This is a genomic window from Lysinibacillus sp. RS10, assembly GCF_041956855.1.
Taxonomy (GTDB): domain Bacteria; phylum Bacillota; class Bacilli; order Bacillales_A; family Planococcaceae; genus Lysinibacillus; species Lysinibacillus xylanilyticus_A.
Genome location: NZ_CP167122.1, coordinates 3,858,591 through 3,879,530, shown reverse-complemented (window position 1 = coordinate 3,879,530; position 20,940 = coordinate 3,858,591). Strand labels below are relative to the sequence as shown.

General features: G+C 38.0%; 23 protein-coding genes and 1 other annotated feature. Of the genes, 19 read left to right on the top strand and 4 right to left on the bottom strand.

From position 1 onward, the window contains the following. Positions 1 to 115: 115 nt before the first annotated feature. The 15 genes from ACB089_RS19750 to ileS all read left to right on the top strand — a co-directional run bounded on the left by ACB089_RS19750 (position 116) and on the right by ileS (position 14,619). On the top strand, positions 116 to 835 hold the full coding sequence (locus ACB089_RS19750; protein ID WP_374963585.1) for a DUF881 domain-containing protein: 720 nt from the start codon (positions 116 to 118) through the stop codon (positions 833 to 835). Between the two features lie 3 nt (positions 836 to 838). Next, positions 839 to 1,207 carry a small basic family protein gene (locus ACB089_RS19745; protein ID WP_374963584.1) on the top strand — a complete coding sequence of 123 codons (369 nt, stop codon included), beginning with the start codon at positions 839 to 841 and terminating at the stop codon, positions 1,205 to 1,207. A gap of 98 nt (positions 1,208 to 1,305) precedes the next feature. Continuing rightward, positions 1,306 to 2,589 (top strand): cell division protein FtsA, encoded by a 1,284-nt coding sequence (gene ftsA / locus ACB089_RS19740; RefSeq protein WP_374963583.1) that lies wholly within the window; start codon positions 1,306 to 1,308, stop codon positions 2,587 to 2,589. A gap of 53 nt (positions 2,590 to 2,642) precedes the next feature. Next, positions 2,643 to 3,797: a cell division protein FtsZ gene (ftsZ, locus tag ACB089_RS19735; RefSeq protein ID WP_374963582.1), complete on the top strand. Its 1,155-nt coding sequence runs from the start codon at positions 2,643 to 2,645 to the stop codon at positions 3,795 to 3,797. A 322-nt stretch (positions 3,798 to 4,119) separates the two neighbouring features. Continuing rightward, positions 4,120 to 4,953 (top strand): sigma-E processing peptidase SpoIIGA, encoded by an 834-nt coding sequence (locus ACB089_RS19730; RefSeq protein WP_374963581.1) that lies wholly within the window; start codon positions 4,120 to 4,122, stop codon positions 4,951 to 4,953. 13 nt (positions 4,954 to 4,966) lie between these two features. Continuing rightward, positions 4,967 to 5,674 carry an RNA polymerase sporulation sigma factor SigE gene (sigE, locus tag ACB089_RS19725; RefSeq protein WP_053594633.1) on the top strand — a complete coding sequence of 236 codons (708 nt, stop codon included), beginning with the start codon at positions 4,967 to 4,969 and terminating at the stop codon, positions 5,672 to 5,674. 114 nt (positions 5,675 to 5,788) lie between these two features. Next, positions 5,789 to 6,562 carry an RNA polymerase sporulation sigma factor SigG gene (gene sigG, locus ACB089_RS19720; protein ID WP_049668350.1) on the top strand — a complete coding sequence of 258 codons (774 nt, stop codon included), beginning with the start codon at positions 5,789 to 5,791 and terminating at the stop codon, positions 6,560 to 6,562. A 665-nt stretch (positions 6,563 to 7,227) separates the two neighbouring features. Then, on the top strand, positions 7,228 to 7,380 hold the full coding sequence (locus ACB089_RS19715) for a hypothetical protein (RefSeq protein ID WP_374963580.1): 153 nt from the start codon (positions 7,228 to 7,230) through the stop codon (positions 7,378 to 7,380). 345 nt (positions 7,381 to 7,725) lie between these two features. After that, positions 7,726 to 7,962 (top strand): PRC-barrel domain-containing protein, encoded by a 237-nt coding sequence (locus ACB089_RS19710; RefSeq protein WP_049668351.1) that lies wholly within the window; start codon positions 7,726 to 7,728, stop codon positions 7,960 to 7,962. A gap of 151 nt (positions 7,963 to 8,113) precedes the next feature. After that, positions 8,114 to 8,818 carry a YggS family pyridoxal phosphate-dependent enzyme gene (locus ACB089_RS19705; protein WP_374963579.1) on the top strand — a complete coding sequence of 235 codons (705 nt, stop codon included), beginning with the start codon at positions 8,114 to 8,116 and terminating at the stop codon, positions 8,816 to 8,818. Then, positions 8,802 to 9,299 carry a cell division protein SepF gene (locus ACB089_RS19700; RefSeq protein ID WP_068983241.1) on the top strand — a complete coding sequence of 166 codons (498 nt, stop codon included), beginning with the start codon at positions 8,802 to 8,804 and terminating at the stop codon, positions 9,297 to 9,299. The genes ACB089_RS19705 and ACB089_RS19700 overlap by 17 nt, the downstream gene beginning before the upstream one ends. Before the next feature lie 20 nt (positions 9,300 to 9,319). After that, entirely contained in the window at positions 9,320 to 9,601 is a 282-nt protein-coding gene (locus ACB089_RS19695; protein ID WP_374963578.1) for a YggT family protein, read from the top strand. Positions 9,602 to 9,942: 341 nt separating this feature from the next. Beyond that, positions 9,943 to 10,731 carry an RNA-binding protein gene (locus ACB089_RS19690; protein ID WP_374963577.1) on the top strand — a complete coding sequence of 263 codons (789 nt, stop codon included), beginning with the start codon at positions 9,943 to 9,945 and terminating at the stop codon, positions 10,729 to 10,731. Between the two features lie 95 nt (positions 10,732 to 10,826). Beyond that, positions 10,827 to 11,351: a DivIVA domain-containing protein gene (locus ACB089_RS19685; protein ID WP_374963576.1), complete on the top strand. Its 525-nt coding sequence runs from the start codon at positions 10,827 to 10,829 to the stop codon at positions 11,349 to 11,351. A 77-nt stretch (positions 11,352 to 11,428) separates the two neighbouring features. Then, positions 11,429 to 11,648: a binding site (T-box leader), on the top strand. Positions 11,649 to 11,850: 202 nt separating this feature from the next. Next, positions 11,851 to 14,619, top strand: a complete 2,769-nt coding sequence (ileS, locus tag ACB089_RS19680; protein ID WP_374963575.1) for an isoleucine--tRNA ligase — start codon at positions 11,851 to 11,853, stop codon at positions 14,617 to 14,619. Between the two features lie 201 nt (positions 14,620 to 14,820). Here the strand turns inward: ileS and ACB089_RS19675 are convergent, their stop codons facing one another. Then, positions 14,821 to 15,999 (bottom strand): AraC family transcriptional regulator, encoded by a 1,179-nt coding sequence (locus tag ACB089_RS19675; RefSeq protein ID WP_374963574.1) that lies wholly within the window; start codon positions 15,997 to 15,999, stop codon positions 14,821 to 14,823. 236 nt (positions 16,000 to 16,235) lie between these two features. Here ACB089_RS19675 and ACB089_RS19670 point away from each other — a divergent pair, with 236 nt between their 5' ends. Together ACB089_RS19670 and ACB089_RS19665 are read left to right on the top strand one after the other, a co-directional pair. Next, entirely contained in the window at positions 16,236 to 16,568 is a 333-nt protein-coding gene (locus ACB089_RS19670) for a hypothetical protein (RefSeq protein ID WP_374963573.1), read from the top strand. A 29-nt stretch (positions 16,569 to 16,597) separates the two neighbouring features. Continuing rightward, positions 16,598 to 18,166: a cation acetate symporter gene (locus ACB089_RS19665; protein ID WP_374963572.1), complete on the top strand. Its 1,569-nt coding sequence runs from the start codon at positions 16,598 to 16,600 to the stop codon at positions 18,164 to 18,166. Here the strand turns inward: ACB089_RS19665 and ACB089_RS19660 are convergent. From ACB089_RS19660 to ACB089_RS19650, 3 genes are read right to left on the bottom strand one after another with little or no spacing between them, the layout of a single operon-like run. Beyond that, on the bottom strand, positions 18,163 to 18,384 hold the full coding sequence (locus ACB089_RS19660; RefSeq protein WP_374963571.1) for a hypothetical protein: 222 nt from the start codon (positions 18,382 to 18,384) through the stop codon (positions 18,163 to 18,165). The genes ACB089_RS19665 and ACB089_RS19660 overlap by 4 nt on opposite strands. Further along, on the bottom strand, positions 18,381 to 18,527 hold the full coding sequence (locus tag ACB089_RS19655) for a hypothetical protein (protein ID WP_374963570.1): 147 nt from the start codon (positions 18,525 to 18,527) through the stop codon (positions 18,381 to 18,383). The genes ACB089_RS19660 and ACB089_RS19655 overlap by 4 nt, the downstream gene beginning before the upstream one ends. Before the next feature lie 15 nt (positions 18,528 to 18,542). Then, on the bottom strand, positions 18,543 to 19,076 hold the full coding sequence (locus ACB089_RS19650) for a hypothetical protein (protein ID WP_374963569.1): 534 nt from the start codon (positions 19,074 to 19,076) through the stop codon (positions 18,543 to 18,545). 305 nt (positions 19,077 to 19,381) lie between these two features. Between ACB089_RS19650 and lspA the strand changes: the two genes are divergently transcribed. Then, entirely contained in the window at positions 19,382 to 19,861 is a 480-nt protein-coding gene (lspA, locus tag ACB089_RS19645) for a signal peptidase II (RefSeq protein WP_368635525.1), read from the top strand. Beyond that, on the top strand, positions 19,858 to 20,769 hold the full coding sequence (locus ACB089_RS19640) for an RluA family pseudouridine synthase (protein ID WP_374963568.1): 912 nt from the start codon (positions 19,858 to 19,860) through the stop codon (positions 20,767 to 20,769). The genes lspA and ACB089_RS19640 overlap by 4 nt, the downstream gene beginning before the upstream one ends. The last annotated feature ends 171 nt before the right edge of the window (positions 20,770 to 20,940 follow it).

The following is a 20,940-nucleotide window of genomic DNA, read 5'->3' as shown; positions in this document are numbered from 1 at the left end:
ACCTTAGTTATAGCCTCCAGATAAGTTATAGATTGTAACATGCATTTGCATAATTCAAGATATAAGGCAAGGCGTAAATCTGTGGGGGGTTACGATACGTCTAGGAGGGGCTATTTTGAAAAAAAATATGTACACCCGAATAACGATCGTGCTATTTATTATCGGTTTGATGATAGCGGTACAATACAATACCATAAAGCAACCAGCTGAGCGAGATACACGAGATATTTGGGCCATAAGAGAGGAATTAGCAGAAGAAAAGCAAAGGCATTCCACATTATTAGCAGAAATTCGCTCACTAAATGAAGTAGTGGGTCGCTATGAGCAATCTGAGAAAGCAAATTTACAGTCAGCATTATATGAAACATTGAATCGTTTAAAGCTACAAGCTGGGCTAACAGAAGTTACAGGGCCAGGTGTTGTACTTCGTGTTGAACCAGCGCCCGAATTAATAGAAATGGGCTATGAAATCAAAGAAATTTCACCTGATTTACTAACCCAATTATTGAATGCGCTGTTTAAAAACAATGCAGCGAGTGTTTCGATAGATGGAAATCGTGTTGTCCATACGACAGCCATTCGAGACATAAATGGAAAGACTACAGTGAATAGTATACCACTGTCCTCACCACCTTTTGAAATTTATATTGGGACAAGCTCTTTTAAAGAAGCTCAAAAAATGTACAATTCATTACAGGCCTCAACATTTATCGATTCCTTTTATTTAGATAATTTTAACTTAATAATAGAGGAACCGACAGAGCATTTAACAATCCCAGCATTTGATCAGCCATTGACAAATGATTATTTAACAGAGGTGGAAAAAGGAGAATAATATATGTGGCTACCATTTTTAGGTTTGATATTTGGACTTGCCCTTGGCTTGTTAACAAATATTCAAATACCCTCTATCTATGAAAATTATCTGTCGATAGCTGTTTTAGCAGCCCTGGATACATTATTTGGCGGTATTCGTGCTCAGCTACAGCAAGTATATGACGATAAAGTATTTGTATCTGGATTCTTTTTTAATATAATTCTTGCAGCAGGATTAGCCTTTTTAGGTGTGTATTTAGGGATAGACTTGTATTTAGCAGCTATTTTCGCTTTTGGAGTACGTTTGTTCCAAAATATAGCAATAATTAGGCGTATTTTACTAACTAAGATAGACGAAAAACGTCACGAGAAAAGGAAAAATACCATATAATTAGAGAAAAATTGTGCAAAATGCTCGATTTGCTTAGACATTATGCTGAATTTACAATAGAATGAGGATAAGAGCATTTTTCAAGGAGGTGCAGCTAATTGAATCAGCAAGATTTATATATTTCTCTTGATATAGGATCATCCTCTATCAAGGTATTAATAGGTGAAATGGGCGACGGTCAATTACATGTAATTGGCGTCGGAAATGTAAAATCGAATGGAGTTAGAAAAGGTGCAATTGTTGATATTGATGCAACAGTTCAATCGATTCGAAAAGCAATAGAACAAGCCGAACGAATGACAGGATATCAAATTAATGAAGTCGTTTTAGGTGTTCCTGCAAACCAGACGATGTTACAGCTAGTTAAAGGTGTTGTCGCTGTAAATAGTGAAAATAGAGAAATTACAGATGATGACTTAGATAGAGTGGTAGAATCTGCACAAGTCATGTCAATACCTCCTGAACGTGAATTAGTTAACATCATTCCAAGACAATTTATTGTCGATAACTTAGATGAGATTAAAGATCCACGAGGTATGATTGGTATCCGTTTAGAAATGGATGCCACAATGATTACAACCTCTAAGACACTTTTACACAATGTTCTACGTTGTGTAGAACGTGCAGGTTTAAGTATTCGAGAAATATATTTGCAACCATTAGCAGCAGGCTTTTTTGCATTAACGGAGGATGAAAAAAACCAAGGTACTGCTTTCGTTGATTTAGGAGGCGGTTCAACTACTATCACAGTATTCGAAGAGGGACTGTTGACACATACGGGTGTTATTCCTATTGGTGGCGATCACATCACGAAAGATATTTCGATCGTCTTAAAAACGCCAACAGAACAGGCAGAACAAATAAAACATCAATTTGGACATGCCTTTTATGATGACGCATCAGATGATGAACTCTTTGAAGTACCGGTTGTCGGGACAGATTCAACAGATCAGTACAGCCAGCGCTATATATCAGAAATTATAGGCGCTCGCTTGGAAGAACTATTTGAGTTAGTCATTGACGAGTTAGCACGTCTAGGTGTTCGAGATTTACCGGGCGGTGTTGTTTTAACTGGTGGCGTTGCAAAACTTGAGGGTATTGCTCAATTGGCACGTCAGATTCTGCAAACCCGTGTTAGAATTTATACACCCGATTATATTGGCGTTAGAGAGCCTTCATTTACGACAGCGGTTGGACTTATTCGTTACGCCTATTTAGAAGATGATTTTTATGGGAAAAGTACTAATACGCAGCCTATTGAATATGCAGTTGTCGGATCTTCAGCAGCCACACATAAAAAGCAAGAATATGTTACACCTTCAGAATCAAAAGGGAGCGTAATTGGGAGAGCAAAAAAATTATTTGATAAGTTTTTTGATTAACTTGAATGCGTAATGAATGATACAGAGTCGAGTTACCGTGGGAGGAAAAAGAAATGTTAGAATTTGATACAAGTGTTGATCAACTTGCAGTAATAAAAGTCATTGGTGTTGGTGGCGGCGGTAACAACGCTGTCAATAGAATGATAGAACATGGTGTACAAGGTGTTGACTTTATTGCAGTTAACACAGATGCACAAGCGCTAAATTTATCGAAAGCAGAAATAAAGCTACAAATTGGTACAAAATTAACACGTGGGTTAGGTGCAGGTGCAAATCCAGAGGTAGGGAAAAAAGCTGCAGAAGAGAGCCGTGAACAATTAGAAGAGGTTCTACGTGGTGCAGACATGGTATTCGTTACAGCTGGAATGGGCGGAGGAACTGGTACTGGGGCCGCGCCAGTCATTGCACAAATTGCTCGTGATTTAGGAGCTCTTACAGTTGGTGTTGTAACGCGTCCATTTACGTTTGAAGGTCGCAAACGACAAACACAAGCTATCGGTGGTATTGGTGGCATGAAAGAGTCTGTTGATACGCTAATCGTCATTCCGAACGACAAGCTATTACAGATCGTTGATAAATCAACGCCAATGCTAGAGGCATTCCGTGAGGCAGATAATGTTTTACGTCAAGGTGTACAAGGTATTTCAGATTTAATTGCAACGCCAGGTCTTATTAACTTAGACTTTGCAGACGTAAAAACAATTATGTCTAACAAAGGTTCAGCGTTAATGGGGATTGGTATTGCTACAGGTGAAAATCGTGCTGCAGAAGCAGCTAAGAAAGCTATTTCAAGTCCTTTACTTGAATCCTCAATTGATGGCGCTAAAGGTGTTCTTATGAATATTACAGGTGGCTCGAATCTTAGCTTATTTGAAGTACAAGAAGCCGCAGACATCGTAGCTTCAGCATCAGATGAAGAAGTAAATATGATTTTCGGTTCTGTTATTAACGAAAATCTAAAAGATGAAATTATTGTCACAGTTATTGCGACAGGTTTCTCGGAGGAAGCTTTACAGCAACAACGTAGTACTACACGTCCGACGATCAATACAAATAGACAAGCTGTACAGCAACAGCAAGCTCCGGTGCGTGAGCCACGACAAGATGTACATGTACAGCAAGAGCAACCACGTCAAAATCAACAAAATTATGCGCAGGATGACATGCTTGAGGTACCAGCATTTTTACGTAATCGTAGAAATCGCTGATAAATGAAAGCATCTGACTTATAAAAAACTCGTATTTTACATATGTAAAATACGAGTTTTTTATATTTCCAAAGTAAAAATTTTATCTTATTCGGCAAATGTTATTGTGGCGAAAGGAAAATTCAAATACCACTGTTGATTGATCGTTTGCCTAGAGAAACGTTAACAGGCGACAGCGCTACTAATTACGAGAAATTAATTGATTGTTCAGATTGTGTAAGGAAAGGATGTATTTTGTCAAAACATTTTAAGGAAATGATGCGATTGTTTGACAATATTTGTGGGTGTAACATGCTAACTTTGTATATAGGAGGCGGCTGTTATGTATGGAGAATGGCTGGTGCTCATTAATACACTTTTTAATCTAGCGATACTCAAGTTTACAGCAAAAGTAACAGGGGTTTTTGTAAAGAACACGAGATTATTAATGAGTTCTATTTGTAGTAGTTTTGTAGCTGTAATTGGTGGACAAATGCTGTTGACGACGCTACTAAGCTTTATCTTACTAATCGGACTAGCTTTTCGTTTCAAGATTCGGAGCTTTCAAAAGCAAGGACCAATTGTTTTGACAGCAACAATCGTTATCGGTGGATTGTTAACGGCGTTACAACCATATTTAAAAAATCTTTCTGCCGTCCATTTTATAATTATTTGCCTACTATTAGCTGTTGGTAATCTTATTGCTTTTTATAAGCAATGGGGATTTGTAAAGCTAGAGCGGTTAAGTGGTCAGTTTGTGTTTGAAACGACATTAAAAATTTTTGATGTAAAGATACCGCTTTCTGCATTTGTAGATACGGGAAATCAAGCGATTGAGCCACTATCAGGAAAACCTGTTCACTTTGTCTCTTATTCAGCATTACGTCCACATTTACCTGCAGCATTTTGCAAATCATTATTAGAATGGCAAGAAACTGATCCGTATAATGTATCCATGTTTTCAGAAGATTATCAGCGTTACATTCGATTTATTCATGTTAATACAGTACAACAGCAATCGGTTGTATTAGGTTTTCGCTTTGAAGAGTGGCATATCAAAGGGGAGCACTCACAAGTGAAAACGAATGAATATATCGTATTAACAAAAAAAGCTAAAAATTTTCCACATAGCACAGCAGCAATTTTACATTTTTCAGCGCTTTCAAATAACTCATAGAGGGGGAGAACTATTGCTTCTTAGGCTACTTGCTAGCTTGAAAAAATTATGGAGTAAGTTTCGAAGTCGTGAAACGTACTATATAGGGGGAAATGATTCATTGCCAGTGCCACTAAGTCGAGAAGAAGAAGTTACAGTCATTGCATCCTTTATGAATGGTGATTTACGAGCTAGAGATACACTAATTGAACGTAATTTGCGTCTTGTTGTTTATATTGCTAGACGTTTTGATAATACAGGTACGCCGATTGAGGATTTAATAAGTATTGGTTCGATCGGTTTAATTAAGGCGATTGAAACGTTCAATACAGATAAAAATATTAAGCTTGCCACATATGCATCACGTTGTATTGAAAATGAAATTTTGATGCATTTACGTAAAACAAGTCGCATGAAGGGTGAAGTTTCATTAGATGAACCATTAAACTCCGATGCTGATGGAAATGAATTGTTATTGTCTGATATTTTAGGAACGGAAGAACATATTATTTTAGATAATGTAGAGAAAAAAATTGAACGTCAACATATGTTTCATGCCATTAATTTACTAGGGGCGCGTGAAAGATATATTATGGAATGTCGTTTCGGACTAAATGGAAAAATTGAAATGACTCAGAAAGAAGTAGCTGATCATTTAGGTATTTCGCAATCATATATTTCCCGATTAGAGAAGAAGATTATTCAAGATTTACGTGAAAACTTGAATCAACCGATATCTTAAGTAGGGAAATTTAACCTACCTAAAATTGGTCTTAGCTTTTGTGCATATTCTCGTTTCTCTCGGACAAACTGATGTCACGGTTTAGTCAGAGAATAACATCCGGAGGAATCGAATATGCGAACTAAAGTAGATCTTTGCGGCTTAGATACATCGACTTTGCCAATTTTAAAGCACGAGGAAATGAAGGAACTATTCATCCGTTTACAAGCTGGAGAAACAGAGATTAGAGAAGAGCTTGTAATGTGCAATTTAAGGTTAGTGCTTAGTATTGTCGGTAGATTTGCCTACAGGGGTGAGCAGGCAGATGATTTATTTCAGGTAGGCTGTATTGGCCTCATGAAAGCCATTGATCATTTTGATTTGAAGCATAATGTGCGATTTTCAACATATGCTGTACCAATGATTATTGGTGAAATTCGTCGCCATCTGCGTGATCATCATGCATTACGTGTTTCTCGTTCTCTTAGAGATATTGCGTATAAGGCGATGCAGGCAAAAGAGCAATGGATAACCGATAATTTACGAGAACCAACAATTGAAGAAATTGCTGAAATGATTGACATGAAAAAGGAAGATGTATTATTTGCTTTAGATGCCATTCAAGATCCAGTTTCATTACAAGAGCCCATTTATTCTGACGGTGGAGACGCTGTTTATATGATGGACCAATTACGTGATGATGATGTATCAGAAGATCAATGGGTTGCCTACGTGTCGGTAAAGGAAAGTTTACAAAAGTTAGATGATCGTCAACAAATGATTGTTGCAAAGCGTTTTTATTACGGTGAGACACAAACTGAAATTGCAAAGGAATTGGGAATATCTCAAGCGCAAATTTCACGTCTAGAAAAAAATGCAATTGAAACAATGCAGAAAGATTATAAGTAAAAAAACAATGCGCATCCGAAATCCTCGGTGCGCATTTTATTTATTTCAATGAAATTAAAATGTCATATAAGATTAAGGTTGCTCTTCGGCAAAACGAGGGGTTGATTTCCGTTCCGACTGGGCGCTTTCCTGGGGGCGTCCGATGAGCCGCTTCGCTTCGCTCCAGGGTCTCGGGGCAACAGGATGTTGGTCACGAAGGCGTTATCACAGGACGTGATGCTCTTAGCCTTCGTTCCTCTATCGCTAATCCCCAAGGAGTCGCCCAGTCTCCACTCCAATCAACTAATTCATACAGTGGGCATTCTCTGACATGATGCTCTAATTGAAGCGATAAAAGGTAACTTTAACAAAAGGGTTTTGTCTGTGCGAAAGCTTAGAGACTGTAACAACAGATGTACAATCACCACACTGATAAAAGTCTATTCTGTTCGATTAAGGTCGTTTTCATAGCATCCATTTTTGAAATGTTAAGTTTATAAAAGTTCTACGCTATTGTTGATTGGAGTGGAAGGCTACTCGACTCCCGTGGGAAAGCGAGACAGCCGAGACCCTGAGGCCAACACGATGTTGGTCACGAAGGCATTGTCACAGGACGTGACGCACTTAGCCTTCGTTCCTTAAGCGAAGGAAGCGGCTCGACGCTCGCCCACAGGAAGCTTTGAGCTTTGCTCTGCGCGAAAGCGAAGCGTCAGCGACAAATGTTTTATCTGTGCGAAAGCGAAGTGACAGCAACAAATGTTTTATCTGTGCGAAAGCGAAGTGACAGCAACAAATGTTTTATCTGTGCGAAAGCGAAGAGTCAGCAACAAAGCGAGTAGCCTGGAACGGAAATCACCCACATGTTTTGCCAAAGAAAGATTCATTGATCATTTTCATTTAAACAACAATATACACATAAATATAAAGAGAGAACATAGTTTAACTTCTTTCAGCAGAAGTCTCCCATCTCTATAAGTGGTGAGATTAATGCGAATGTAAGCTATTTTTCAGCGGGTGTCCAAACGCCCGCTGAAAGAAGTTAAAGCCCCCGGCAGGATGTCATGGAATCGGAAATGAGTTCTTTGTGCAAGCACAAAGCCGATTCCAGACGCAATTATGCCAAGGCACAATTGATTGAGATAAAACGATGTTGAGAGTAATTGATTTAGTTAGGGAGGGAAAATATGCGTTTCTCGATGTTACAACAAAAGGAAGTTATTGAAGCAGGCAATGGACGCTTTTTAGGATTTGTGGTTGATGCAGAGGTATCCAAAGAAACAGGCTATGTAACGGCATTTATGATTGCAGAGCCTCGCAAATATCTGGGTTTTTTTCGTGGAGAAGAATCTGTTAGGAAAGTGTATATGAAAGATGTACTTGTAGTTGGCAAGGATGTCATTTTAGTAAAAGCATTATCCTAAAGTGCGCAGTTTTTACGCTTATTAAAACCAAAGCTGTTTTTAAGCTGCAAATGGTTAAAATGTAATTTCACTTAGGTCAGGCTATTCATTGATAATTCAAGCATTGCTTGTTACAATAAAAGAAACTATTGTTGTAAAGTTGGGAAAAACAGTGACAAAAATCATAACAAATTTGAATAAAATTAATGATCTTATACAAGCAGCAAAAAAACGTGCTAATCGAGAAGAAAACGAAGTCCAAATTATTGCAGTGACAAAAGAGGTTTCAGTAGAAAGAACACAAGAAGCAATTGATGCAGGACTGATTCATTTAGGAGAAAACCGTCCTGAAGGCTTAAATCGTAAAATTGAGGCGATTCAAGCTGATGTACATTGGCATTATATTGGGTCTTTACAAACACGTAAGGTAAAACAAGTCATTAACAGCATTGATTATTTGCATTCATTAGATCGTTTGAGTTTAGCAGAAGAAATTGAAAAAAGAGCAGACAAACCTGTCAAATGTTTTGTACAAGTTAATGTATCAGGCGAAGAGTCAAAACATGGTTTAGCAATCGAGGAAATTCTGCCTTTTATTGAATCATTAAAGAGTTTTACAAAAATTCAAGTTGTTGGTCTAATGACAATGGCACCAAATACAGATGAGGATACAATTATTCGCTCTGTTTTTAAGGAATTAAAACAATGTCAACAGCAAATAGCCGAGCAAGGATTCGTACACGCGCCTTGTACCGAGTTATCAATGGGCATGTCTAATGACTTTGAAATGGCGGTAGAGGAAGGGGCTACATTTGTTCGAGTTGGAACGGCTCTTGTTGGAAATGAAAGAGGGGAAGAGGATGAGCATGAAAAATAAAATTAAAAATTTCTTTTATCTTGAGGAAGAAATAGAAGAAGAAATCACGCAAGCTCCTGTTCAACAGCAACAACCCGTACAACAACAGCAACAAATTCAATCAGTGAAGCCAAAAAAAGTTATTAAGGAGCGAAAGGCACCTGTTCAGGAAATTTTTCCGCAGAGTACAAATACTACAAACAACATTGTAAGTTTACAGGCAGCTATGAATTCTAAAGGTGCAAAAGTTGTATTAGTTGAACCTAGAGTTTATGCAGAAGCACAGGATATTGCTGAACATTTAAAAAATAAACGCGCAACAATCCTCAATTTGCAACGTATTGAGCGAGAGCAAGGTGTACGAATTATTGATTTTTTAAGTGGCACAGTTTATGCACTTGGCGGTGATATTCAAAGGATTGGAAAAGACATTTTCCTATGCACACCTGATAATGTAGAAGTATCTGGAGAAATTTCGAATTTTATTTTAGACGATAATTAATAGCGAGGATTGTAGTTTATATGACTTTATGGGTAATTCTAGGTTATGCATCATTAGCATTTAAGATATATTCTTATATGTTAGTGGGATATGTTTTACTGTCTTGGGTACCTGCTGCCCAAGATTCAGCAATTGGTCGTTTTCTTAAAAAAGTATGTGAGCCTTATTTGGGGATTTTTAGGAAATTTATCCCTCCAATTGGTATGATTGATATCTCGCCAATTGTGGCAATTTTTATGCTTAATTTTATTCAAAACGGACTTTTTATTGTTATTGAAAAAATATATGAAATGTTCATCTAAAAGAAATCCTCACGAACGGTGGGGATTTTTTATTTATGGGGAATACTATATTTAACAAAAATAGTTGCTAACAATTTAGTGATGATTCCCTAGAATTCATAAGTGTGAGTAGGGAACGGTGTTTTGGCAATCTAAAGCAAATTCAACTGAAATTGAGGATCAATACTAAAATCTGATCTTGATTAAAAATGTATTTGCTCAACGGACGCCCCCAGGAAAGCGCCCAGTCGGAACGGAAATCAACCACACGTTATAGTAATGAGCCTTATTTTTCGATATAAATCCTTAAAATACCAATGAAATTAAACTAGTAAAAGAGAGATAATAGAGGTGGAGTAAACATGGAGCATTTAATTCAGCATTTTAGGAAAGATGAACAGCCTTTTATTGAACAGGTTGTGAGTTGGCAACATGAGGTGGAGGATCGATATGCTCCAAAGCTTACTGATTTTTTAGATCCTCGACAACGTTTTATTGTTACATCGATTATTGGCCAAGAAGACACATTGAAAACAGTTAGTGCTGGGCTCTTTGATGAAGCAGAAAGACAACGTATGCTTATTTATCCTACTTATTATGAGCCTGTGGAGGAAGATTTTCAGCTTACAGTATTTTCAGTTCAATATCCTGTGAAATTTGTGCAACTACGACATCCAGATGTTCTAGGGGCATTATTATCATTAGGACTGAATCGTGGCAAATTCGGTGATATTCGTGTAAATGAACACCAAGTACAATTTGTAGTAGCGAATGAGGTAGCAGAATATGTACGTTTACATTTAACAGGCATCGGCAAAGTAAAGGTACATGTAGAATCGATTAAAGAGATGGAGCCTCTGCTACAAAATGAGGAAGAGTGGCTAGAAGAGTCTCATACTGTTTCTTCCATGCGTTTAGATGTTATTATCTCAACGGTTTTAAAAATTTCCCGTCAAAAGGTTCAAGCGTTAATTACAACTAAAAAGGTACGTGTTAATTGGACTGAACGGGATACAGTTGCTTTTGAATTGCAAGAAGGGGATATTTTATCTGTACGCGGAAGCGGTCGAGTGAAAATTATGATGACTGAAGGCCGTACAAAAAAAGATAAGATTCGTTTACAAGTCGGTCGATTGACCCAAAAAAGCTAAAAACCAGGTTAATTTCATTAATTTTTACTGCTAAGTTGTTGGAACAATTGTATAATAGAAAATACGAATGTACATGTAAAGGAGAGAAGGATCGTATGCCATTATCACCTATTGATATACATAATAAGGAGTTTACTAAAACCTTTAGAGGTTATGCTGAAGATGAAGTAAATGAATTTTTAGATCAAATTATTAAAGACTATGAAATTTTGCTACGTGAAAAAAAAGAAGTAGACAGACAATTAGAAATGTACTTAGAACAAGCGAGACATTTTAACTCTTTAGAGGAAACCTTACAAAAATCAATTGTTGTCGCGCAAGAGGCAGCAGATGAAGTGCGAAGAAATTCTCAAAAAGAAGCTAAACTAATTGTCAAAGAAGCAGAAAAAAATGCTGATCGTATTATCAATGAGGCTTTAACGAAGGCTCGTAAAGTGACAATTGAAATCGATGAGCTGAAAAAGCAATCAAAAGTATTCCGTAATCGTTTTAAAATGCTTGTAGAGGCACAGCTTGATTTACTAAATGCAGATGACTGGGATCACTTGTTACAATATGATATTGATCTTACAGAAATTCAAGTATCTGTTGAAGAAGCTCAGGAGGCCGATCAAGTTTAAATGCAATAAGTGAAACTTGACGTGATTGTTTGATTTTCATATACTATTGTAATAGTAATTATTTTGAACAGATATGCATACAGGCAGAGACGAAGACAGTATTTGTTAGGCGTAGTTAAGCGATTTGGGGATAGTGTGAGCCCAAACATGCAAATAACAATGAACATCACTTCGGAGCTAAATAACTGAATGAAGTAAGTTATTTCGTGATGCACGACGTTAACGTGCTTTAAGTGGTAGTACAATTTTGTGCTACAATTAGGGTGGTACCGCGAGTATAAGCTTCTCGTCCCTTTGAGGGATTGAGAGGCTTTTTTATGTTCAAATGGTGGGAGTCTTCCATTTCTATAAGTGGTGAAATGGATAAATGCTTTGAATCCTAAGTTTGAACTTATACGCCTATTGTTAAAATTCGTTGACTTTGCTAATAACTGTTGTATGTAATGAGCGCTTAAGTGTATTTGTTCTTTGTTTGTAAAATTAAAGGAGGAATTGAAAAATGGTTGAGTATAAAGATACTTTATTAATGCCAAAAACAGATTTCCCAATGCGTGGAAACTTACCGGCAAATGAACCGAAGATGCAAGAAAAATGGGATGAAATGGACATTAACAAATTACAGATGGAGCGCACAGAAGGACGCCCTGAATATGTGTTGCATGATGGTCCTCCATATGCGAATGGCGATATCCATATCGGCCATGCTTTGAATAAAGTATTGAAAGACATGATTACACGTCACCGTTCTATGACTGGCTACCGTGTAAACTATATTCCAGGTTGGGATACACATGGTTTACCAATTGAGCAGGCTCTTACGAACAAAGGCGTAAAGCGCAAAGAAATGTCTGTTGCTGAATTCCGTCAATTATGTGAAGAGTATGCTTACGAGCAAATCGACAACCAACGTATACAATTCCGCCGTTTAGGTGTTCGTGGTGATTGGGAAAATCCATATATCACATTAAAGCCTGAATTTGAGGCACGTCAAATTGAAGTATTCGGTAAGATGGCTGAAAAAGGCTATATTTATAAAGGTTTAAAACCAGTTTACTGGTCTCCATCATCTGAATCTGCACTTGCAGAAGCAGAGATTGAATACCAAGATATTAAATCGGCGTCTATTTATGTAAGCTTTGCAATTAAAGATGCTAAAGATGTTGTACCAGCAGATGCTAAATTTATTATCTGGACAACAACACCTTGGACAATTCCAGCGAACTTAGGGATTTCTGTAAACCCTGAATTTATCTATGTAGTTGTAGCAGTTGCAGATAACAAATTCATCATTGCAAAAGAATTATTAGAAACAGTTGCTAACGAACTTGAGTGGGATGCATATGAAGTTGTTCAGGAAGTAAAAGGTGAGGCACTAGATCGAGTTGTTGCACAGCATCCATTCTATGACCGTGAATCGCTTGTGATGGTTGGAGAGCACGTAACTGCTGAAGCGGGTACTGGCTGTGTTCATACAGCACCAGGACACGGGGAAGATGACTATCATATCAGTAAGCAATATGGTCTACCAATTCTTAGTCCTGTTGATAATAGCGGCTGTTATACAGATGAAGCACCTGGTTTTGAAGGTGTATTCTACAATGATGCAAACAAAATAATCACAGAAAAATTAAAAGAAGTAGGCGCATTAGAAAAACTTAACTTCTTTACACACTCTTACCCGCATGACTGGCGTACGAAAAAACCAGTTATTTATCGTGCAACACCACAGTGGTTTGCGTCAATAGATGCATTCCGTGATGAGTTATTAGAGGCTGTAAAATCAACGGCATTTACACCTGCTTGGGGTGAAACTCGTCTTTATAATATGATTCGTGACCGTGGTGACTGGGTAATTTCACGTCAGCGCGCATGGGGAGTGCCAATTCCAATTTTCTATGCTGAAAATGGAGAGCCAATTATTACACCAGAAACAATTGCCCATATCTCAGCATTATTCCGTCAACACGGGTCAAATATTTGGTTCCAAAAAACTGCAAAAGAATTATTACCTGAAGGCTTCACACATCCAGGTAGCCCGAACGGCGAATTTACAAAAGAAAATGATATTATGGACGTTTGGTTCGACTCAGGTTCTTCACACCAAGGTGTATTAGTAGAACGTGGTATGAAATATCCAGCTGATTTATATTTAGAGGGCTCAGACCAACACCGTGGATGGTTTAACTCATCATTAATTACGTCAGTAGCTATTAATGGCTATGCACCATATAAGGGACTATTAACACATGGTTTCGTTCTAGATGGTGAAGGTCGTAAGATGAGTAAATCTTTAGGAAATGTCATTATCCCGAAAAAGGTTATGGATCAATACGGGGCAGATATTCTTCGTTTATGGGTTGCTTCGGTGGATTATACAGCCGATGTTCGTATCTCGATGGATATGTTGAAGCAAGTATCTGAGGTTTATCGAAAAATCCGTAACACATTCCGTTTCTTACACGGCAATGTAGCTGATTTCGATGTAGCGAAAGATCGAGTAGCGTATGCAGACCTTCGTGAAATGGATCAATACGTTTATATGCGTCTACAAGATGTGTTAAAAACTGTACGTGCTGCTTACGATCGCTATGATTTCGCTGCCGTTTACCATGCAGTGAATAACTTTGTTGCGGTAGAATTATCTTCATTCTATTTAGATATTGCAAAAGATGTTGTATACATTGAAGGCAATGACAACAAAGATCGCCGTGCAATGCAAACCGTTATTTATGACACATTAATGACGTTAGTAAAAGTGATGTCACCAATTATCCCTCATACAGCTGATGAGATGTGGTCTTATTTACATGCTCAAGGTGTTGTCGAAGAGGTATCTGTACAATTAACAGACTTCCCAGAGGTTGATGAACATGAAAACTTCGAAAGTCTACGTGCAAAATGGGTGAAAATCATTGATGTACGTGATGATCTTTTAAAAGCATTAGAGGAAGCTCGTAATGCAAAAACAATCGGTAAATCACTTGAAGCAAAAGTGACAGTTTATGCAAAAGAAGATGTGGCAGCTTTATTGAAAGATGCAAACATTGATTTTGCGCAACTTTCAATCGTCTCTGCCTTTGAAGTAGCACCAATAGAAGCTGCACCTGCAAATGCATTAGCTCTAGAACATGCATCGATTGTTGTAGAGAAAGCAACAGGCGAAAAATGTGAGCGTTGCTGGTCAATTTCTGAAACAGTCGGTTCAAATGAAGCGCATCCAACAGTGTGTACACGTTGTGCAGAAGTTGTAGAAAAATATTACGTTTAAGTTCTTTCAGCCGATTCCGGACGCAATTATGCCGAGCATAATTGATAAAAACAAACAGTAATGCAAACTAAGAACAAGAATTTGCATGCTATGTAATAAAAACGCAAGTCTCCTTGATGAAGGGGGGCTTGCGTTGTTTACTTTTATGGAGGTCTAGCAGATTCTTTTTATAGGTTTAGTTACGCAACGATGTGATATGAACTATTTAAATAATATTTCTTGCGTATTGCGGTAGTCAGTTGGAGATATGCCAACATATTTCTTAAACGTGATGCTGAAATAATTAGGTGTGTTAAAACCGCAGATGGATGAAATTTTTTCAATGGTGTAATCGTATTTTCGTAAATAGGGTAGCGTCTTGATGATCCGTGTAAAAGCTACATAGTCCACAAAGTTACGACCAGTCTCTTTTTTAAACAATCTACTAAAATGCGTAGAACTAAAGTTAATATATTTGGCAACATCACTAATCGTTATTTGTTCATCATAGTGTTCTTCGATATAGTGGATAGCCTTTTGAAGCGATTCTTGCTTTGTTAAATCTTCATAAAATCGTATATGAATATTATGGACAGGTGGTTTTCTCCGTGCCTTTCGCGCTTGACTATAAGATTCCTTAACTTGCATGGCGTCCTGAAAAACACCGCCAATCCCCATAAAAAGATGAATGCCATAATCTTTTTTTAACACTTCAATAACCTCAAGTAAACAAGCTACCCCCTCAGACCAATGCTTAAATGATGTGTATTCATTTGGAAGGCGCATAAGCAACAATAAATAACGTTCAAAATTTAAAAAGGATAGAGGTGCTTTGTTAGCAAAGTTTTGACGAAACACATTTGCTATAACACTGCTCGCATCATAAAGGATAGATCGATTTTCATTCACATCTATATAGCCCTGAATTAAAAACACGATATTTGGGATGCAATTTTTTGATAAAAAAGAGGCAGACTGGATAATTTCCTGCTCATTTTCAACTTCTCCCCGTATAAGTCGTTTTAAAAAGGCTTCTCGGAAAGGGGAAGTATGGTCTTGTGAAATTTGCTGTGATAGCTCAAGCATTGTTATAGTACTTGCCTGTTTTTCTTTATAGGACGTATAAAGCTTTTTAACAATTCGTAGAAATTTTGCTTTCTGTAATGGTTTTATGAGAAGTGCGGGCAAATTTAGTTCAATTGCTATACCAGTTGAGTAAGTAAGGTGTTCTGCAACAATAGGGACAATTATACTATCAGGATAATTTCTTTTTAACCGATTTATCTTTACCCAGTCAAATAAGCGGTTGATTTCATAGAAAATGAGAGCGACATCTTCTGTTTTGAGTTCTTCACAGTTCATAAAGGTATTAGGTAGAAATTCTTCTAACCAGTAGCCCATTTGTTGTTTTTCATTTGAATTTTCAATATACCAAACAATATTTAAAATGCTAACAACTCCCTTTCGTTGTAAATGAAAATAATAAAAATATTTTAACCTAAAATAGCATTTTTTTGTACTAATACAGCAATATTTTGTAACTAAATTATGGGTTAAATAGAATAAAATAATTGTAGTAAATAGTAATTTGAAATTTCAGATAATTATTTACCTAGATAGAAAGGGGGAGTTGAAGTATGGCAGAAGTAGGGAGTCATGATTATGAATACGTGGAAGCTGGAAAAGTAGATGTGAAGGATCTTCCACCACTAGATGCAACTACTAACCAAATTATGAAAGATGAGTTTACGACAGGTTTTGGCTTAACGGTATTTTATTTCATTTTAATTTTTAGTATTCCAGTGATGAACTGGTTTGCTCCAGAACTTGCTTTTAAGAAAATTTGGGGTGGTATAACGGTAACTTGGTTTGTGACAACAGTCGTAATGATGGCAATGGCTTTTATTATTGCCTATGTGCATACAGCATTGTACGAAAAACGCCTAAAGAAATACGAAATACTTAAGTAAGTAGCTTTAGCTTAGGGGGGATTTGTTAAATGATGAAAGCTCTATTAGAACCGAAGATGTTAATGACCATTGCTTTAATGGGAACAATTGTATATATTACGTATTTAACGAAAAGAAATGCAACGGCATCTGACTTCTTTGTAGGGGGAAGAAGTTTTGGATGGTTTACAAATGGTTCGGCAATTGGAGGAGATTATTTAAGTGCAGCGACTTTCCTTGGGATAGCTGGTTTGACTTTCCAATTAGGGTATGATGGTGCTTATTATGCATTTTGCTTCTCCATTGGATTAACATTGTTAGCAATTTTTGTGGCAGGTCCATTAAGACGTTTTGGTGCATTTACCGTTGCTGATTTTTTAGCTTATCGTTTTCATAGCAAACGAGCTCGACTAGTAGCAGTAGCTGTAGTTTTAGCGATTTCTGGTTTTTATGCGGCGCCACAATTATTAGGAGCAGCACAAATTTTAAGTATGTTTTTTGGTACCTCTTATGAATTTGGTATCGTCTTTACATGTATTGTAATGATTTTCTATGTAGGAATTGGCGGTATGAAAGGAACAACAATCAACCAAGCTTTAGAGCTTTGGATTCGCCTTGGTGCGTTTATTGTTATGTTGATCGCAGCGATGTATAGTGGTTTACATTATGATAAGATTTTAGCTGCCATTAATTCATTTAGCGGTCCTATTACAGGGACTTCACCATATGCTTTAGATGGAAAGGATATTAATTTTGATGGTGCTGCTTGGACAGGGACAGGCTTTTATTTTCCAACATTTTGGCAAACTATTAGTATGACAATAGGTTTAGCATTAGGTACGATTGGTTTACCACATATATTACTAAGATTTTATACAAATCCAAGTGCAAAGGCAGCTCGTAAATCAGCACTTATGGCGATTGGGATTGCAAGTGCGTTTTTCCTATTAGCTGTATATTTAGGTGTTGTAGGGCGTTCTATTTTTATTTCGGGTACTGCAAGTGAGGAAGTAATGCGAGATTTAGTACTTGGCGGGAACAATATGGTTATTCCTACAACAGCACTTGCACTAGGAGGCAAATGGCTTCTTGGGCTTGTCATCGCGGGGGCATTTGCGGCCATATTCTCGAATTTATCAGGATTATTTATCACAAGCTCAGGGGCATTGGCTCATGATTTATATGCAAGTGTTATGAAAAAGGATATTACAGAAAAACAACGAGTGATTGCAGGGAAAGTAGCAATTGTGATATTAGGTATTTTATATGGAGCATTGGGCTTACTTGTTAAGGATGCATCCATCGGACATTTAGTGGCTCTTGCTTTTACTGTTGCGGCGAGTACCTTTACACCAATATTTATTTTAGGTATTTGGTGGAGAGGAATGACAGAAAAAGGAGCCATAGCAGGCTTACTTATTGGACTTGGGGTCTCTATGTGGATGATATTTTTACCTGGAACGCTGCCAAGCTTTTTGCAATTTAAAATTCCTGGCATTGTGACAGTACCAGCTGGCTTCTTATCGGTTATTATCGTGTCGTTATTAGATCGAAAAGTACCAGCTGATGTGAATGATTTTATGAGACGTGTACATTCAAAGGAATCTGAAACAGTCTAGATTTTGAATAGAAATTGAAAAGCTATTGCCATTACTTCTGAAGTGATGGCAATAGTTTTTTTGTTGGAACAAAAGCGACGGAAAGAAGAGTTAAAGCGACGGAAAGAAGAGTTAAAGCGACGGAAAGAAGAGTTAAAGCGACGGAAAGAAAAGCCAGAACGACGGATAGAAAGGCGAAAGCGACGGAAGAAACCCAGAGTGACGGAAAGAAGAGTCAAAGCGACGGAAGAAACCCAGAGCGACGGAAAGAAGAGTTAAAGCGACGGAAAGAAAAGCCAGAACGACGGATAGAAAGGCGAAAGCGACGGAAGAAACCCAGAGCGACGGAAAGAAGAGACGAAGCGACGGAAAGAAGAGCCAAGGTGACGGATGAAAATCAGAGCGACGGAAAGAAAGCCGAGAGCGACGGAAAGAAGAGACGAAGCGACGGAAGAAACCCAGAGCGACGGAAAGAAGAGTCAAAGCGACGGAAAGAAAGCCGAGAGCGACGGAAAGAAGAGCCGAAGTGACGGAAAGAAGAGCCAAGGTGACGGATGAAAATCAGAGCGACGGAAAGAAAGCCGAGAGCGACGGAAAGAAAGCCGAGAGCGACGGAAAGAAAGCCCAGAGCGATGGAAAGAAGAGACGAAGCGACGGAAGAAACCCAGAGCGACGGAAAGAAGAGATGAAGCGACGGATAGAAAGGCGAAAGCGACGGAAAGAAGAGACGATGCGACGGAAGAAACCCAGAGCGACGGAAAGAAGAGTCAAAGCGACGGAAGAAACCCAGAGCGACGGAAAGAAGAGTCAGAGCGAAGGAAAGAAAGCCGAGCGCGACGGAAAGAAGAGACGAAGCGACGGAAGAAACCCAGAGCGACGGAAGAAACCCAGAGCGACGGAAGAAACCCAGAGCGACGGAAAGAAGAGTCAAAGCGACGGAAAGAAAGCCGAGAGCGACGGAAAGAAGAGACGAAGCGACGGAAGAAACCCAGAGCGACGGAAAGAAGAGTCAAAGTGACGGAAAGAAAGCCAAGAGCGACGGAAAGAACAGCCAAAACGACGGATACAAAGTCGAAAACGACGGATAGCAAAGCGAACGCCCACAAGAAAACGCCTATCGGAGCAAAAATCATCCCCACATAAAGCATTCCGCCATATTTTCATGCTATATTAGTTATTCTGAGATGGGCTGTTATGGTAGAATAGGTTAGATGTTGAGTGAACGGAGGAATGTCTGTGTATAAATATTATGGATTGGCCGCATTCGTTGTCCTATTAGATCAATGGACAAAATGGCTAATTGTGAAAAATATGGAGTTTGGTGAACGAATTTCAGTATGGGATCCATGGTTTGGGATATTGTCTCATCGAAATAAAGGGGCAGCATGGGGCATGCTTGAAGGACGTATGTGGCTATTTACGATTGTCACTGTAGTTGTTATATGTGCCGTTATTTACTATTATCATAAAGAGGCAAAGGGGAAACCTATTTTTCAAGTAGGCTTAATGCTCTTATTAGGCGGAGCGATAGGTAATTTTATTGATCGTTTATTTAGAGGCGAAGTTGTCGATTTTATAGATGTATTAATTCCAGTAATTAATTATGATTTCCCGATCTTCAATATTGCGGATGCAGCTTTAACAATTGCGGTAGTGGTAATAATGATTGGCTTAATCGCTGAAGATAAAAAAGAAAAGAAACAGGTGAAAGAATGACGCAAGTATCATATACAATGGAAGAACAGCAAAAGGGAGAGCGCATTGATAAGGCGCTTTCAAGTGTGCAATCAGAATGGTCGCGTACACAAATTGGTAATTGGATTACTGAAGGTATTGTTAAAGTAAATGGAGAAACTGTCAAGGCGAAGTATAAGGTAAAAGTAGGAGATCTAGTAGAAGTAGATGTACCTGAAGCAGAGCCATTAGATGTTATTGCTGAAAACTTGGACCTTGATATAGTTTATGAAGATGCAGATGTCCTTGTTGTGAATAAACCAAAAGGCATGGTCGTGCATCCAGCACCTGGACATATGACAGGTACTCTTGTAAACGGTTTAATGTATCATTGTAAGGATTTATCAGGCATAAATGGTGTTCTGCGTCCGGGAATTGTGCATCGTATTGATAAAGATACTTCAGGATTATTAATGGTTGCTAAAAATGATGCGGCTCATGAATCGTTAGTGAATCAGCTAGTTAATAAAACAGTGACACGTAAATATACCGCGCTAGTACACGGACATATTGCACATGATAAAGGGACAATTGATGCACCTATTGCACGCGATCAAAAAGATCGTCAAAAACAAGCAGTTGTCGATAACGGAAAGCATGCAGTAACTCACTTCCAAGTTATTGAACGCTTTGGCGACTTTACACTAGTGGAATGTCGTTTAGAAACAGGACGAACTCATCAAATTCGTGTGCATATGAAATATATTGAATATCCACTTGTTGGTGATCCGAAATATGGACCGAAAAAGACAATAGACTTCGGCGGACAAGTATTACATGCTGGAATTTTAGGATTCGATCACCCTGCATCTGGAGAATATATCCAGTTTGAAGCACCACTTCCTGCTGATTATGAACAATTATTAAATGATTTACGAAATAGGGATTGACGGATAGTAAAAGAAGGTCTATACTAACGACAGTGAAATGAACAACTTAACTAAATATTCACCTTTAATGGCAGTCCAGAGAGGCTGAGAAGGTATATGTGATTGTGTTGTGAAAATTTGTGCTGCAAATTTTTTCGACATGCTATTTAAACATGTATTCAACCCTCTCAG